The organism is Mucilaginibacter pocheonensis, assembly GCF_031456535.1.
In the GTDB taxonomy this organism is placed as follows: Bacteria; Bacteroidota; Bacteroidia; order Sphingobacteriales; family Sphingobacteriaceae; genus Mucilaginibacter; species Mucilaginibacter pocheonensis.
This window is the reverse complement of sequence record NZ_JAVDUU010000002.1, coordinates 860,310-875,102: the sequence shown is the minus strand read 5'-3', so window position 1 is coordinate 875,102 and position 14,793 is coordinate 860,310. Positions and strand designations below refer to the sequence as shown.

Below are 14,793 nucleotides of genomic sequence, written 5' to 3'. Positions count from 1 at the left end.
CAAATCCTCTCCCAAAGAACGTTGTAAGGAAAATGCTTTTTTTAAGCTATCTGCTTTGGAAAGGATTTAGGTGAGCCCGGATTAAACAATATAACAATGGCAATAAATTTAGTAAAAGGTCAAACTATTGACCTGCGGAAAAATGATAAAGGCGAAAGTTTTGACCTGTCGTCAGTAACCATCGGTTTAGGCTGGGATGTAAAACAGAGCGGCGGTGGTTTTTTAGGTAAACTATTTGGCGGCGGCGAAGAGGCCGAATATGACCTGGATGCCATAGCCTTCCTGCTCGACAAAAACGGTCGTGTGGCCGACAGGGGGCGCACCTTTCAAAAACCTAACGGCAATAAGGTAAACTTATATGAGGGCGACGTGATCTACTTTAATTCTATGAAGCATCCGTCGGGCCATATATGGCTTACCGGCGATAACCGCACCGGTGCGGGTGAGGGTGATGACGAACAGATTATCGTAAAACTCGATTCGCTCGACTCCAGGTTCGATCGCATACTGTTTATCGTAACCATTTACCAGGGGCGCAAAAACAACCAGCATTTTGGCATGGTCCAAAACGCGTTCATCCGCGCGATAGACAATCATGGTAAAGAAATAGCAAAGTTCAGCCTCTCTGGCGATTCAACCTATAATGGCATGTGTTCCATGACATTTGCAGAGGTCTACCGGAAAGATGATACCTGGAAGTTCCGTGCCATTGGCGAGCCCCATAATACCGATAATTTTTTAGAGCTGCTTAAACAGTATTAATTATGCCGGGTTCGGGTTGCGTGTTGCGCGGTTCGGGGTTCGTGACGCATTGTTGCCATGGAAACATAAGTATACCGTTTAAGCCCCGAACCGCGCAACCCGAACCTGGCAACACGAACAGCACAACACGAACCAGGCAACACGAACCCCGAACCGCCCAACACGAACCCCTAACCCCAACCGCATAACCCGCACCACATGTTCCAACACTATTCTTTTGATCTTTGGCTTACACTGATAAAATCAAACCCGGGTTTTAAAACGGAACGTACCCGGGTATTTCACCGCGATTTTAACCCGGCGGGTAAAAGCATCGATGAGGTAGCAAAAGCTTTCAGGATGGTTGACCTTATGTGTAACGCGGTTAATGAGAGTACCGGGAAAAATATCGACTCGGACGAAATGCACCTGATGGTGATCAGCCTGATAAATGATAACCAACTGAACCTGAATGAAATTGACACCAAAAAGTTGTATGCCGATATGGAGGCGCTTGTATTTAACTACCTGCCAGTAGTGTACGCGCCTGTAACAATTAAGGTGTTGGATCATCTAAAACAAAAAGGCGGTAGTACGTTTAGTTTATTAAGCAATACCGGCTTTATTAAAGGAGTAACATTAAAAAAGATACTAGCGGAATTAAAGATGGATCAATACTTTGATTTTCAGCTGTACTCAGACGAGGTGGGAATGTCAAAACCAAACCCTGCTTTGTTTAGCCTGATGCTCCGGAATATTAAACAGATCAATAAAGAAAAAGAGATAACTTTAAACAACATCATTCACATAGGCGACAACCCTAAGGCTGATATTGAAGGCGCAACCGCAGCAGGCATAAAAAGTTTGCTTATCAATTCAAACAACAAATCCATTTTAAGCTTAATAAGTTAATGAACACTACCTATTCATTACATCATATACAGCATGCACAGGAATTTGGGTTTAACCCTGATGATTACAGCCGCTTTAAGTTTGGCGACGATGCTGTTGCAAAGGATTTTGGCACCCAACTGGCAGATGGGTTTATTGACAGGCATTTGGCCCTGGAGCCGGTTGAAAGGCAAATTGTAGTGATATCAAGCCCGTACTCGTTTATACCAACTGCTACCTTTGCCATGAAAACCTGGTTTGTTGCCCGGCTTAACCGCTGGCTGGCCCGGCACGGATACCCCGTAGTGCAGGAAACCAAGGTGCACCGCACCATAACCTATAAAGAAGATTATGGCGAACTGGATGCCGAGCAAAGGATGACCCTCATCGGTAACGATTCTTTTCATATTGATAAGGATTTTTTGCAGGGAAAAGTACTGGTGTTTTTGGATGATATAAAAATTACAGGCAGCCATGAGCGCATGATCATGAAAATGGTTAATGCTTATGGCCTTACCAATGATATATTTATGCTGTACTTTGCCGAGCTTGTTAATAAAAATATTCACCCCAATATTGAAAATCATTTGAATTACCACCAGGTAAAATCAATTTTTGATTTGGACGGTATTATTAAAAGCCGCAATTTTTGTATCAATACCCGCATAGTAAAGTATATTTTAAATTACGATTTTGATAGTTTTTGTATTTTTATTCAAGATCAATCAATTGATTTTATAAACTTGCTTTATGATATGGCCCTGGGTAATGGTTACCATAGTATTGAGGCTTATGTACGCAACCTGAACTTTATAAAAGAGAACCTATTTTTAAACAATCATAAATTAATTCAGCATGGCAATTAACTTGCAAAAAGGCCAACGGGAAAGCATTAATGCTCCCAAATTTACTATAGGTCTGGGATGGGATACCAACAGCTCATCAACAGGCAGCGCATTTGACCTGGACGCTTCTGTTTTTATACTGGGCGATAATAAAAAATTAATAGCCGACGAGTATTTCGTATTTTATAATAACCTGAAATCGCCCGATGGGGCTGTTGAGCATACAGGCGATAACCTTACCGGCGCCGGCGATGGTGACGACGAACAAATAAAGGTTGACCTGTCTCTTGCCGATTCAAAAGCATCAGAAATATGTATTGTGGTAACTATACATGAGGCCGAAGCCCGTAAACAAAACTTTGGCCAGGTGCGCAATTCATTCATCAGGATATTTGACTCGAGTACCGGCGCTGATATTTTAAAGTATGAACTGGAAGAAGATTTTTCTATTGAAACAGCGGTGGAATTTGGCCGTATCTATAAAAAAGACAATAACTGGAAGTTTGAAGCCGTAGGCGTGGGTATGAAAGGCGGTTTGCAGGATTATTTAACCAAATACCAATAAAACAGTATGGCTATCAATCTTCAAAAAGGACAGCGCATAAGTCTTGAAAAAAGCAACGGCAATAAGCTGCAAAATATTTGCGTGGGCATAAACTGGGGCGCCATTGAAAAAAAAGGCATGTTTGGTTTTGGCACCACAAAAGAAGCGGTTGACTTGGATGCCAGCTGCGCGTTATATGATGCTAATAAGCAACTGGTTGATGTGGTTTACTTTGGTCACCTGAAATCAAAAGATGGCGCGGTAAAGCATAGCGGCGACGATTTAACCGGTGATATGGCCGGTAACGACGGTTTGGACAATGAGGTGATAACGGTTGATTTTGCCGGCCTTAGCAGTACCGTAAACTATGTGGCATTTGTGCTCAACAGCTTCCGCGGGCAGGATTTTGGCACTATCCCGTTTGCATCCATTCGCATTTATGAAGGTACGCCAACACGGGTAAATGAAATATTTGCCACTTATGATATTGCAAACAGCCGCGATTTTGCCGGCCACGTATCCATGGTGATGGGTGTATTTTATAAAAAGAATGATGAATGGAAATTTAACGCCATAGGCGAGCCAACGCGCGACAGAAAATTAGAGGAAACTGTTAAAACAGTTACTCAAAACTATTTATAAAGAGTGGTGAATGATGAGTTGTGAGTAGCGTTAATTAACCCCTTCTGCTCACTGCTTACAACCCACTGCTTACAACTCAACACTTTAAAACTCAATAAAGTCATGGAAGGCACACCAAATAACAACGAACTGAATATAACACCGGTAAGTTTGGATATTAATCAAACACCAACCAATGCCAACACGCCGGTTAAGGTGGATAAGGAAGGTAATGTTGATCTTGCTAATATATCAGCCGATGAGGTGAAGAAGTATAGCGAGGTTGCAAAAACTCTTGACCCTAAGGATGTTAATTCAATCCTTAACTATGGTACCGATGTTCAAAACTCTATGGAAAAGTATAGTAATACTTTCCTTACATCCGTACGTACGTATAACTCCGGCGAGGTTGGTTCCCTTATCAATGAACTGCTCACCGAGCTTAACTATATTGATGTGGATGAGTTGAACCAAAATGCGTTCACCTCCTTTATATCGCATATCCCCTTTATGAAAAAGCTGGTTTTTGATGCCAAAAAGCTGTTTCAAAAGTATGATACGGTGATCAACAACATTGATAAAATTACCAACAAGATAAAGGCAGGCAGGGTTAATTCACTTAAAGATAACAGCTCGCTGCAAACCATGTTCGATAGCAATGTAGGCTACATCCACCAGATGGAAGAGCTTATTATATCGGGCCAGTTAAAGTATAATGAACTGAGCGAGCAGCTTGCCCAAATGGATGCTAATCCTTCAGCTTATAACGATTATGAAATTGCCGATATGCGCGATTTTGTGAACCGTTTGGATAAGCGCCTGGCCGATTTAAAAGTGGTACGTTTTATTATGCTGCAGTCGCTGGCGCAAATACGCGTGGTGCAGAGCAACAATACCACCATTGCCGAAAAGGCACAGTCTATCGTATCAACCACCATCCCGGTTTGGAAAAACCAGCTTACTATAGCCGTTGCCCTCAACAGGCAAAAGGAAAACGTGGAGATGCAGAAAAAGATCTCGGACACTACCAATACCATACTGCAAAAAAATGCCGAACTGTTAAAGCAAAACAGTATTGATGTGGCCCGCGAAAATGAGAAAACCGTGGTGTCATTAGATACGCTGAAGAAAACAACCGCGTCGCTTATTGAAACCCTAACCGAGGTAAAACGCATTCATGATGAAGGTACTGCCAACAGGAAAACGCTTAACACCGAGCTGCAGAACCTGGAAGTGGAACTGAAAAAGAATGTGACCAACGGGTAAGCGTAATTTGTAGTCCTGAGCGGAGCGAAGGATCTATTCAACGTTAAGTAGTTCTTGAACAGAGCCTTCATTCCTCACAGGCGCAGGCCTGAAGGGCAGATTCCTTTATCATCCATATTTTCTTAAATTTGCATCTTATAAAATTTGAGGTCGCTTGTTGATGGATGAAAGCCGGTTAAATATTTTAAATCAGTCAAACCGAATGCTCAGTAAGCTGCAATTGCTTTCTGTTTTTTTTGGCGATGATGTGATCTTCAAAATATATCTGCGCAGCCAGGTAATTCACAAGCTTTTTGAAACCAATCCCGAGCTTGATATTAACAAGCTCGATCTGTTTCACCTGCAGTTTACCCAAAGCCTTATTGATCTGCTCCGCAAAATAAAAAAGAACAACGAGACTAATGTGAGCCTGATATTTGATGAAATACAGATCAACAGGGAAATGATGGATAGACTGAACGACCCGTTTTATACCGAGGCCAATTTTAATCTCGAAAAACAACGGCAGGCATTAAAAATCAACCTTTCACTGCGTAAGCTGTTCCAGGTGCTGTCTGATGATTTGACAGATAATCCGCTTTCAAAAAATATCAATGCCTTTAGCTCCAGGTTTGCAGCCGATTTTTTTCATACCATTACGCCCGAACTGCTGGAAGAGATTACCGACTATAAAGACAATGATGTATATACCGACGAGTATGCTACCATTCAGCGAAAGCTGATGGGGGTATTGTGTAAATATGATTTTAAAACGGAATTTTATTGCGGGTTAAAATCAGGTACACAAGTTGTGGAAGTATATAAATTTACAGATGTCGACAGGTATTTTATTTATGCCCCATCAGACAGTCTGTTTGTGTTTTTAGATGTAACGAAAATTGCCAACATTGATTTTTCAACCAACCTGTCAAAAAAAGAAAGACTGATACACGAACTGAAAGATAAGAACGACCGGCTTGAAGGTAACGCCGCTGCTATGAAATCATTTATGCCGCCCGGGATTAAAAACCTGCTGGCAGACAATTATAAAAAAATATCAGACATAAGCTTTCTTGACAACATCAGCAATATAGATGTGCAGGCCAATGTTTTAAAAAGCATGTTGAATACCGATTTAATTTAGTTTATTTAACCCGAAAATAATTCTACCTGTAATATGGATTTTTTGCACACAATTCTGGGCCCCGATATTAAAGCCGGCTTGCTTGTTATCTTAAATTTAATTGTCATTGAAAGCCTGCTTTCAGTTGATAATGCCGCGGTACTGGCTACCATGGTGCTTGACCTGCCCAAACACCAGCGTAAAAAAGCGCTCCGTTATGGTATCATCGGCGCTTATGTATTGCGGGGGGTATGTTTATTTTTAGCGGCCTGGCTGGTTAAAATATGGTGGTTAAAACCAATAGGCGGTTTATACCTGCTCTACCTTAGCTTTGATTACTTTAAGGGCAAAATTCAGGCGGCAAACGGCAGCGGCGATGACGATTCAGTTGATAAAAATAAAAACTGGCTTTACCGCTCAACAGTGGGCATGTTTGGCACATTTTGGGCCACCGTTGCTTTGGTTGAACTGATGGACCTTGCCTTCTCCATTGATAATGTTTTTGCAGCAGTAGCTTTTACTGATCATGTGGTACTGATATATATCGGCGTATTTATAGGCATCCTGGCCATGCGTTTTGTTGCCCAAACCTTTGTGCGGCTGATGGAGAAATTTACCTTTTTAGAAACCGTAGCCTTTATAGTGATCGGCGTTTTGGGCATTAAATTATCTGCGTCATTGTACGTTCATTTTAATGAGGGTTCGGCATTCTCTAAATTTATGGAAAGCGAAAAAGCGGATATTTTTACATCAATATTTACAGTAGGTATATTTATTGTTCCGGTATTAAGCTCGTTGTTATTTAACTTTCCCAAAAGACAGAATATTGAGCCGGAGGTAACTAAAGAGACCGAAAATGTGTTAAATAAAGAGTAATTTAACAGTTTTTGAACATATTACTACCGGTTTTTGTTAAATAAATGATCAGAATATACAAGATAATCGCCTCTATATTTGGTATAGGATTTTTAAAGGGCGGGGGTACGTACGCGGCTATTGTAACCTGCGGTTTTATATGGCTATTGTGGCAAAACACCGTTTTACAAAATCCGTGGTACCTGTTTACAATTACCATTATTATAACCCTGCTGGGGGTATATGTAAGCAATAAAGTTGAACCAGACTGGGGCGAAGACAGTTCACGCGTGGTAATTGATGAAGTTGCCGGTATGTTGATAGCCATGTTGTTTATACCTCCCAATATTTACTTTTTATTGGCCGGGTTAATACTGTTTCGTTTTTTTGATATTGTTAAACCCCTGGGTATCCGTAAAATGGAAGCCATGCCCAGCGGTACCGGTGTAATGATGGATGACGTACTTGCAGGCGTTTACTCCAATATTTTATTACAGGTTGGATATTTAGTGTGGGAAGTTTGGAAGATAAAAAACTAAGAACCATATAAACCTGCTTTCAACCAAGCAGTGAGGACAGCATGATCCCTTTCTTGGGAAATCTAATGGAAAAAAGGGGGCCATACTAAAAAGCAGGTCATTTCGAACATAAAGAGAAATCTTGTACGCCTTTACAGCCTAACCTACACAGCGTAGAAGATCTCTCTCTCACCTCTCTCTTTCTCTTCCCGCTCAGCTATTATAAAAGCTTCTTGATCTGTATATTTCTGAACCAAACATCGGCGCCATGGTCCTGCAGGGCTATTCTGCCTGTTTTAAACGTGCCAAAGGCCGGCCATTCCTTAAACTTACTGCCAGCCACCAGCTTTTTCCAGTTATCGTCCCATAGAGTGGTTGATAGTACATGCTCGTTATTGATAATAATGTCCAGTTTGCCTTTATCAGCAACTATTTCTACCTGGTTCCACTCGCCTGCTGGTTTCACTACCTTCTTTGATATCGACATCAGATCATAAAGATCGCCTGCCTGGTGTTTGATCAGCTTGCCGTCCTCATTCTCTTTATTATCTGCAATCTGGCATTCCGGCCCTGTGTACCAGGCATATTGGTACTTTGCGGCATCTTCCTTTACATAAAACATAATACCGCTGTTACCGGCACGTGATATCTTCCATTCAGTTTTAAAATCAAAGTTTTCATATTCCTCGTCGCTCACAATATCGCCCCCGTTTTTAGTTTGCCAGTCGCCCTTTTGCGACGCGTCCAGGTGCAGCACACCATCCTCAGCCTTCCATGCACTGCCCGCCGTGTTCTTTCCGTAAGTATGCCAGCCCTTGGTAGATTTGCCATCAAACAACGACACAAAACCATTACTATCTGCACGAGCCGCGGGTTTCGCCGCAGCTGAGTCACTGGAGGTGTTTTCTTTCCTGGAAGATGAATTACAACCGCAGATAGCTATCGCGGTAAGTATTGCTAAAAATATCCTGTTCATTTTGATAGTTTATAAATTCCCTTTTTTGATCTCACTTACGGCATAAGTAGCTGCCCTTGCTGTTAATGCCATATATAATATTGATGGACTTTGATTCCCGGTGCTGGTCATGCAGGCGCCATCAGTAACAAATACATTTTTGCAAAGGTGCAGCTGATTCCACTTATTGAGCAAAGATGTTTTGGGATCTTTCCCCATGCGTACTCCGCCCATTTCATGGATATCCAGTCCCGGGGCTTGCTTATTTTCATGTTTTTCAACGTTTTTGCAACCTGCCTTTTCCAGCATTTCGGCACTTTGAGTTAAAAAATCCTTTATCATTAGTTGATCGTTGTCGTCATATTCTACCGAGGTGACCAATAGCGGTATTCCCCACTGGTCTTTCTGGTCTTTGCTCAAACGCACATGATTGGTTTCCTTAGGTATGGTCTCGCCCTGCAGGTACATGTATACCTTCCATCCGCCCGGCTCGGTGAGTGAGTCTTTATAAGCTCCTCCAATTTCACCGCTTTCGGTCGCTGCTGATTGCTGACCGCGGTATGCACCCATAAAAGTGGTAAAACCTCCCTTGTAGTCAGTGTCCTGTTTTTGCAGGTTTCGATAGTTGGCCAGTATCAATTCGGTAGGGTTTCGCCCGAAATAATATTTATCAAGAAAACCATCCATTGCCCCGGTTACCGAGGCCCGGTAATTTTGAAACGCCACATACTTGCCCAGTAAACCATTATCATTACCCAGGCCATTTGGAAAACGCGCTGAGGTTGAATTCAGCAGGATCAAATTGGTGTTGAGGGCTGAAGCATTCATGAAAATGATCTTTGCCTTGTATTCTATAACTTCTTTGGTGTTGGTATCAATTACTTTAACCCCGCTTGCTTTACCCAGTTTTTCATCATAAATAACAGAATGCACCACCGAAAACGGCCTTATAGTCAAATTTCCGGTTCTTTTGGCCCAGGGCAGGGTAGAACTTACAGAGCTGAAATAACCACCAAACGGACAACCGCGCATGCAAAGGTTGCGTGCCTGGCATTTGCCCCGGCCCTGATCTAAATGAACTTGGTTAGGCCTGGTAATATGGGCCCAGCGCGCATGCACCAGATGACGATCAGGGTAATTTTCGCTTATTTTTTTGCTGATGACATCCTGCACGCAATTCATCTCGAACGGCGGCAGAAATTCGCCGTCGGGCATAGCCTCAATACCATCTTTATTGCCGCAAACCCCAATAAATTTTTCAACGTGCGAATACCAGGGGGCTACGTCATCATAGCCAATGGGCCAGGCAATACCATAACCAAAACGTTCGGGGTTTATAAATTCATAATTGCTCCAGCGCTGGCAGGCCCTGCCCCAGGTGAGTGATTTGCCACCAACCTGGTACCCGCGTATCCAATCAAATGGTTTTTCCTGTATATAAGGGTGATCCTTATCCCTAATGAAAAAATGAGCGTTGTCTTCACCAAAGCCGGCCGCTTTGCTAATCAACGGGTTCTCATCCAAAAAAGCTTTGGTCATGGCACCACGATGTTTAAACTGCCAGGGATCCATGGTCGCGGTGGGATAATCTTTGTTATGTTCTACATTACGGCCACGCTCCAAAACCAGGGTTTTTAAGCCTTGCTCGCAAAGTTCTTTAGCGGCCCAGCCACCACTGATGCCCGAGCCTATAACAATAGCATCATAGCTTAAATTATCTGTAGGTGCCGCACTTTTTGAATCGTTTGACATGTCGCGATATATTTATATGTAAAAACTATCGAGTTATATATTTATATAGATTTTATCTATAACGATAATTTATGACTAACATTCCTGGTCGCTAAACAGTTTTGCTGCCGCGTCTTCATCTAAAAATACCTGTGCATTTGGCAGGGTTTGAAATATAGAAGCCGGTACACTGCTGCTTACAGGCCCGTTCAATGCCTGGGCTATAATGTCAGCTTTTTTTTCACCGCTTGCCATTAATACCGGAGTTTTTGCTTCGGCAAGGTGGCCAAGGCCAAGGGTAATCCCTTTACTGAGATGAGGTTGCTGCTTGAAATATTTTTGAGCCACATCAACCGTAACCGGATCCAATGCCGAGTGATTAGCATAAGCTTTGAAAATAGCACCCGGTTCATTAAGACCAATATGGCCGTTCATGCCTATGCCTACTATCATGATATCCAGGCCGCCAAGCCTGCTGATATAATCATTCATTTTTTGGCATTCCCTATCCAGGTCGGGGGCTGTGGCGTCAAAAAAGCGTATTTGTGTTGGCGATAGGTCAACCTGTGAAAAGAAATGTTCATTTAAATAATAACTGCAGCTGCCAGCATTGTTTTTGTCCAGGCCCACCCACTCGTCAAGCGCCACAAAATGGGCATGGTTAAAATCAACCTTGCCATCCTCTGCCAATTTTACCAGGATCCTGAGCATAGCCGTTGGCGACTCGCCCGAAGGGAAGCATATCAGCGAATCGGGTTTACGCTGTACCTGTTGTACCACAAGGTTAGCCACCGCTTGTGACATATGCTCGTAACTCTTATACCGGTTTATCTGCATATTACTTTATTTATAGTTTAACCATAGATCAATGGGTTTCGCAACCTTAGCTGTGAATGGCAACGCTATTTTTTTTCCCGCGCCCGCCGAGGCATAAGCCGCGTAAATGATCTCCAATACAGCCCGGCCATCCTCGCCGGTTACTAAAGGCGTTTTACCGTTCCGTACACAATCAATAAAATGTTTAAGCTCATGAGGGTACCCCTGGTTAAATGCTTCCTCAAAAATGGTGAAGCTCCAGCCCTGGGTAGTATCGGCTTTTTCCATGGCGTAACCATACCCTTCGCGGCTATAGGTTACAGCGGCATTGCCCATAAAAAGGTCGGCGTAAATAACACCGCCGGTACCATATATTTCACAACGGTCATCCATGCCGCCGTGTTTGGCCCAGCTGTTTTCGGCTACGGCGGTCACTCCGTTTTCAAACTCTACTATGATAACCGAATTGTCCTCGCCTTTTGTGCGGCCCTTATGAAACACGGTGTTCATGGTGGCGTAAACATTGCTCACCGCTGCATTATCAAGCATCCACCTGAACCAGCCCAGAGCATGGCATCCCATGTCCATGATAACACCGCCGCCGGCCAAATCAATATCATAAAACCAATCGGTATGCGGGCCCGAATGTTTTTCGCCTTGTTTAAGCATAAATATATCGCCAACCGCACCGTCTTTTACAAGTTGCCTGGCGCGTTCATATTTTGGGGCGAAGCAAAGTTCCTCCGCATACATCAACTTCACGTTATTGGCTTTGCAAACGGCTATCATTTCATCGGCCTCTTCCAGCGTTATGGCCAGTGGCTTTTCAATAATGATGTGTTTGCCCGCATTAGCCGCTTTAATGGTAGCCCCGGCATGCAGGTAATTGGGCAAACAGATGTCAACCACCTCACATCCAGATTGCGCAATCAGCTTATCAATGTCGTCAAACCATTGAGGTATCTGGTATTTTTCGGCAAAAGCTTTTGCTTTTTCAGGATTGCGGGCATAAACGGCAACTACTTCGGCCTCAGGTATAAAGCGATGGTACGATTCTACATGGATATCAGTAATAAAACCCGCGCCAAGTATGGCCACTTTAGTTCTGTTCATATAAATACAATTTACTTTAATGCGGTTAAAGGCACTTATGCTTGTTTTAACCGAATAAACAATTAATGCTGTACAGCTGGGGCAACATTTTTAGGTTCAAAGAGTATTCAGAAATACTACTCAAGATTAACGATTTAAATGATAAATAAAAAAACTTATTCAAGTTTTAAAAAAGGATTTAGCATAAGCAAAGAGCCGGTATTTGAATTTTAGCCCGGTTATCCCCATTGATATTCAGCGCGTAATGTTTGTTTTTTTAAAAGATAATATATACTATTGTGTAATATTGACACAATGATTGTTTTGTGATCGATAAACCTTGATAACCAATAAGTAAGCGTAACCTTTTAAAATTTAAACATGAGAATAAGCTCCAAACTAAAAGTTGCTTTTGTACTGATGTGTGCTGCCGGAAGTTTTAAATTAACCGCACAGGCACAAACCAAACAACAGGCACCGCAATTGCGTGCAAACAATGTGAAGCAGATCATAGCTGCGATGACATTAGAAGAAAAATCAAAACTTGTAGTAGGCATGGGCTTTAAGATGCCCGGCATGCCGCCGCCTGTAAAAGGGAAAAAACCCGAAGCTATTGACATTGGCGGGTTTAAACTGCCCCCATCTGACCCGGATGCATATAACATCCCCGAAAAAGTTCCCGGCGCAGCGGGCCGTACCCATAGCATTGCCCGTTTGGGCATCCCTTCAATGACAGTATCTGACGGCCCTGCCGGGTTAAGAATAGAGCCCATCAGAAATAATGATAAATCAAAAACATACTATGCTACGGCATTCCCGGTGGCTACGTTACTGGCCTCAACCTGGGACACCGAGCTGGTAAACCGCGTAGGAGTAGCTTTTGGCAATGAAGTGCGTGAGTACGGTGTGGACATATTGCTTGCGCCAGGTTTAAACATACACCGCAATCCGCTGGGTGGCCGTAATTTTGAATATTACTCAGAAGATCCGCTTGTTGCCGGGAATATGACCGCTGCTATTGTTCGCGGGGTGCAATCAAACGGGGTGGGTACATCTATAAAACACTATGCAGCCAATAACCAGGAAACCAACCGTAATAGCATCAATACCATTGTGAGCGAAAGGGCCATGCGGGAGCTGTATCTGCGTGGATTTGAGATCGCTGTAAAAAAATCACAACCGTGGACAGTGATGTCATCATACAATAAACTCAACGGTACGTTCACCTCGCAAAGGCGAGATCTGCTGACTACCATACTGAAAAAGGAATGGGGCTTTAAAGGATTTGTAATGACCGATTGGTTTGGCGGGGTTGATCCTGTAGCGCAAATGAAGGCCGGTAACGACCTGATCATGCCAGGCAGTCCAAGCCAGTCTGAAGCAATTGTTGCAGCCGTAAAAAACGGGACGCTAAGTATTGTTCAGTTGAATGCCAATGTGGAGCGTATTTTAAATATCGTCATCAAATCGCCATCATTCACCAAATACAAATACTCTGATAAACCCGATCTGACTGCCCACGCTAAGGTTGCCCGCGAAGCTGCCGCGCAGGGCATGGTATTGCTTAAAAATGATGACCATGCTTTACCGCTTGCCTCGGCTAAAAGGGTAGCCGTGTTTGGCAATACTTCTTATGATATTATAGCAGGCGGCACCGGTAGTGGCGATGTAAATAAAGCGTACACCATTTCGCTTATGCAGGGCCTGGAAAACGCGGGGTATAAATTACAGGAAAAACTATCAAAAAACTATGCCGCTTACCTGGCTGATATGAAGCTAAAACAACCTAAGCCAAAAAACTTTTTTGACCACCCTGCGCCGATCCCTGAAATGGATATAAACGGTATAGTGGCTGACGAAGCGAACGGTGCGGATGCTGCCCTGATCACCATAGGCAGAAATGCAGGTGAAGGAGCAGACCGGAAACTGGAAAACGATTATTATTTGTCAGATGCGGAAAAAGGCTTGATCAAAAGCATTGCCGATGCCTTTCATGCAAAAGGTAAAAAGGTAATAGTGGTATTAAATATAGGCGGCGTAATTGAGGTAGCCAGCTGGCGCGATGAGGTTGATGGTATCCTGCTGGCCTGGCAGCCGGGCCTTGAAGCAGGCAATGCTATTGCCGATGTATTGAGCGGTAAAGTAAACCCTTCGGGTAAGCTGGCCACCACTTTCCCCGTAGATTATAAGGACGTGCCATCGGCTAACAACTTCCCCGGCACACCTGCCGATAAACCCGAACAAGTGATTTATGAAGAAGGCATTTATGTCGGTTATCGCTATTATGACGCGGCTAAAATTAAACCGGCTTATGAGTTTGGTTATGGCTTATCATATACCAGTTTTAAATTAAGCAACCTCAAATTAAGTTCAACAAACTTTGCAGGCAGTATCACAGCTACGGTAACGGTTAAAAACACAGGGGATATTGCCGGGAAAGAAGTGGTTCAACTTTACCTCTCTGCCCCTAAAAAGGACATGGACAAACCCGAAGATGAATTAAAAGCTTTTGGTAAAACCCATTTGCTTACCCCGGGACAATCGCAAACGCTAAGTTTTGTGATAAAGCCTGCCGACCTGGCATCGTTTTATACCAACAGGCAAGCCTGGATAGCAGATGCGGGTAAGTACGAAGTGAAAGCAGGTTCATCGTCAAGGATGATAGCAGAAACAGCTTCATTTAACCTGGCCAAAGATATTACCGTTGAAAAGGTAAACAAAGCCCTTGTGCCACTGCAGGCTATCAATGAATTAAAACTGAAATAGATTTTTCAGGACCAGGATGTAAAATAGAGAGATAAAATAATCTGATGCCT

General features: G+C 43.1%; 14 protein-coding genes. 10 read left to right on the top strand and 4 right to left on the bottom strand.

Features of this window, described 5'->3' with window-relative positions; translation table 11 throughout:
* The first annotated feature begins 96 nt into the window (after positions 1-96).
* The 9 genes from J2W55_RS10700 (at position 97) to J2W55_RS10660 (ending at position 7,404) form a co-directional block, all read left to right on the top strand.
* The gene (locus tag J2W55_RS10700; RefSeq protein ID WP_310095432.1) at positions 97-762 is read left to right on the top strand and encodes a TerD family protein; all 666 of its coding nucleotides are present in this window, start codon (positions 97-99) and stop codon (positions 760-762) included.
* 198 nt (positions 763-960) lie between these two features.
* Positions 961-1,653: an HAD family hydrolase gene (locus tag J2W55_RS10695; protein ID WP_310095429.1), complete on the top strand. Its 693-nt coding sequence runs from the start codon at positions 961-963 to the stop codon at positions 1,651-1,653.
* On the top strand, positions 1,653-2,498 hold the full coding sequence (locus J2W55_RS10690) for a phosphoribosyltransferase family protein (protein ID WP_310095426.1): 846 nt from the start codon (positions 1,653-1,655) through the stop codon (positions 2,496-2,498). Before J2W55_RS10695 ends, J2W55_RS10690 begins: the two co-directional genes overlap by 1 nt.
* The gene (locus J2W55_RS10685; RefSeq protein ID WP_310095424.1) at positions 2,488-3,042 is read left to right on the top strand and encodes a TerD family protein; all 555 of its coding nucleotides are present in this window, start codon (positions 2,488-2,490) and stop codon (positions 3,040-3,042) included. Before J2W55_RS10690 ends, J2W55_RS10685 begins: the two co-directional genes overlap by 11 nt.
* Before the next feature lie 6 nt (positions 3,043-3,048).
* Positions 3,049-3,663, top strand: a complete 615-nt coding sequence (locus J2W55_RS10680; protein WP_310095422.1) for a TerD family protein — start codon at positions 3,049-3,051, stop codon at positions 3,661-3,663.
* A 102-nt stretch (positions 3,664-3,765) separates the two neighbouring features.
* Complete coding sequence (locus J2W55_RS10675; RefSeq protein ID WP_310095420.1) at positions 3,766-4,908, top strand: toxic anion resistance protein; 1,143 nt, start codon at positions 3,766-3,768, stop codon at positions 4,906-4,908.
* A gap of 202 nt (positions 4,909-5,110) precedes the next feature.
* Positions 5,111-6,031: a hypothetical protein gene (locus J2W55_RS10670; RefSeq protein WP_310095418.1), complete on the top strand. Its 921-nt coding sequence runs from the start codon at positions 5,111-5,113 to the stop codon at positions 6,029-6,031.
* Positions 6,032-6,064: 33 nt separating this feature from the next.
* A complete protein-coding gene (locus J2W55_RS10665; protein WP_310095417.1) occupies positions 6,065-6,886 on the top strand; it encodes a MeeY/MeeF family manganese export membrane protein in 822 nt (273 codons plus the stop codon).
* 44 nt (positions 6,887-6,930) lie between these two features.
* Positions 6,931-7,404 (top strand): phosphatidylglycerophosphatase A family protein, encoded by a 474-nt coding sequence (locus tag J2W55_RS10660; protein ID WP_310095414.1) that lies wholly within the window; start codon positions 6,931-6,933, stop codon positions 7,402-7,404.
* 199 nt (positions 7,405-7,603) lie between these two features.
* On the opposite strand, the gene J2W55_RS10655 is transcribed toward J2W55_RS10660, so the two are convergent.
* The 4 genes from J2W55_RS10655 to J2W55_RS10640 form a co-directional block, all read right to left on the bottom strand.
* Entirely contained in the window at positions 7,604-8,359 is a 756-nt protein-coding gene (locus J2W55_RS10655; protein WP_310095411.1) for a 3-keto-disaccharide hydrolase, read from the bottom strand.
* A 9-nt stretch (positions 8,360-8,368) separates the two neighbouring features.
* The gene (locus J2W55_RS10650) at positions 8,369-10,090 is read right to left on the bottom strand and encodes a GMC oxidoreductase (RefSeq protein WP_310095408.1); all 1,722 of its coding nucleotides are present in this window, start codon (positions 10,088-10,090) and stop codon (positions 8,369-8,371) included.
* A gap of 75 nt (positions 10,091-10,165) precedes the next feature.
* A complete protein-coding gene (locus J2W55_RS10645; protein ID WP_310095404.1) occupies positions 10,166-10,906 on the bottom strand; it encodes a 6-phosphogluconolactonase in 741 nt (246 codons plus the stop codon).
* Positions 10,907-10,912: 6 nt separating this feature from the next.
* Positions 10,913-11,998 carry a Gfo/Idh/MocA family protein gene (locus J2W55_RS10640; RefSeq protein ID WP_310095401.1) on the bottom strand — a complete coding sequence of 362 codons (1,086 nt, stop codon included), beginning with the start codon at positions 11,996-11,998 and terminating at the stop codon, positions 10,913-10,915.
* 360 nt (positions 11,999-12,358) lie between these two features.
* Here J2W55_RS10640 and J2W55_RS10635 point away from each other — a divergent pair, with 360 nt between their 5' ends.
* Positions 12,359-14,743 (top strand): glycoside hydrolase family 3 C-terminal domain-containing protein, encoded by a 2,385-nt coding sequence (locus J2W55_RS10635; RefSeq protein WP_310095399.1) that lies wholly within the window; start codon positions 12,359-12,361, stop codon positions 14,741-14,743.
* The last annotated feature ends 50 nt before the right edge of the window (positions 14,744-14,793 follow it).